Origin of the sequence: Lactobacillus helveticus DSM 20075 = CGMCC 1.1877 (assembly GCF_000160855.1) — a bacterium.
Lineage (GTDB): Bacteria > Bacillota > Bacilli > Lactobacillales > Lactobacillaceae > Lactobacillus > Lactobacillus helveticus.
Genome location: NZ_GG700756.1, coordinates 77,856 through 79,917 on the forward strand (window position 1 = coordinate 77,856; position 2,062 = coordinate 79,917).

Consider the following 2,062-nt stretch of genomic DNA (forward strand, 5'->3'; position numbering starts at 1 on the left):
TGAGAAAAATCTATTTACACAAAAGATTTGACAGTTTCATAATGCATATTCATATAAAAAAAGATTGATAAATTTATTAATAAATCTATCAATCTAACTATCAAAGTAAGCTACTTCATTAGCAACCACTCAAGCAGTAACAAGTATTTGGTCTATTATGTTCACCAAACTTAACCTTATTGACCAACTTAACTTTAGCTCCCGCCTTAACATCATTTTTTCCTCTTTTTTCATTATAAGTTACCTCCTTTTAATCAACTTTATTAAAAGTATATTAACAATATTAAATTTTGTCAATCGATTTTCAAAATTATTTTTAATGTCTATAATTTTGACGATTTTAGTTACAATTAAGTTTATAAAAGACCAATAATCTAATGTTTTTTGCCCAATATTAGATTACTAGTCTTATTTTTGGAGGGAACTAAGTACTAAATAGAATTTGACTCCCTTTTCATGTTTGTTGGGCATAGTCCAATGAAAGCTGGGGCTACAGATAGTTATTGCCAAATGTAGTGAACCACAAGCCAATAGGACACTATAGATAAAGGAAGTGACTAGAAAGAAAACTTCTCTTATAAAGGTTAACGCAACGAAAACTAAAGTTGTGCGGCCAACTAAGAAAAATTTTCAAGGCTTTGGCTTTTGGAAAAAGGACGAACATTGACAAGCAAAACTAGGAGAAAGTCAAACTTTATGACAAGATCAAAGATCTGATCCATAGAAGAAAAGCAGTTGTTCAACCACTACTATCATTAATATTTACCAAGGTAAACTAAGTGGTCAGAGGCAAATTCAACTACTTCAAAATTTGCGATATAAAAAATACTATTTATCTCGCAAATAATTACAAACATAATATTGGATACGGAACCGTATGTACGGTGAAATGAGGGAGAACAGAATCGATCTTCCCCTACTCTATTAAATTTTTAATAACTAGGAGTTATTAAGCAATTCTAATATTACTTAACCAAAACTCAAAAATCGCTGTCGTCTCATATTTTTTGATTTAACTTAATTCTTTGATTAGCAACCTGTTTAATAAAGTGCTGATCGTGCTCAATTAATAACATTGCTGGTTTGATTTTTTGTAGTAATTTTATTATTTGATCTTGATTAAAAATGTCTAAATATTTGCAGGCTCGTCCCACAAATATAAATCAGCAGGTTCTACTAATGACTTTGTTATTGCAACCCTTTTCTGTTGCCCCATGCTCATTTTTTCAATTGGAGTATTAAAGGCGAAACGGGGAAATCCCATTTTCTTTAAAAGATTTAACAATCTTTCATAGGGGATTTTTTGTTTTTTAGCAAATTCTTTCAGCGTTCCAGTATATTGATTAAAATTTTGAGGCAAATATGAGATTGATAAACCGTTGGTTAATTTATATTTGCCTTGATAGCTGCTATCAACTGCTTGACCTAATAATAGCTTTAAAAACTTAGACTTGCCGGAACCATTTTTGCCTTCTAATGAAATTACACCGTGATTCCTTATAATTAAATTTAGATTATCGAATAAGCATTTATTACCAACAGTTAAACTAAAATGTTGTGTTTCTAGCAGCGTCTGATGGTAATTAGGTTTAAAGTTTATGGTCAACTCAGGCACATCTTCAATATTCGCCATTAGTCCTCTTTTAGAATCAATTTTTCGATCCAAACGGCGTCGTGTATTAATAGCTTTTTTCATCATCTTCGCAGCATCGTGACCTATAGCACCTTTATTCAATTGAGTACGTCGATTAATAATATGCTTTGTTTTCATACCAGAATATTTTTGAGCTTCGATGCTATCCGACCAATTATTAAAACGAACATACTTCCTATTTAAATTTTTAATTTCTCCCTGTAATTTTTTATTTTTTAGCTGATTAAATTCATCTCTCTTTTGTTTTGTATCTTCATAAGTATAAAAATCTCCCTGATATAAATGAATTTCGGTATTTTCGATTGCTAAAATGTGATCAGTTACTTGATTTAAGAAATCACGATCATGGCTAACAACAATATATCCTTTAGTCTGTTTAACTAAATAATTCGCAACTTCCTTACGACT

At 30.5% G+C, this 2,062-nt stretch carries 1 pseudogene; it reads right to left on the minus strand.

Going from position 1 to position 2,062, the window contains the following annotated elements:
* Window positions 1–998 precede the first annotated feature (998 nt).
* Window positions 999–2,062, minus strand: a pseudogene (locus HMPREF0518_RS06930) (ATP-binding cassette domain-containing protein); the annotation flags it as partial.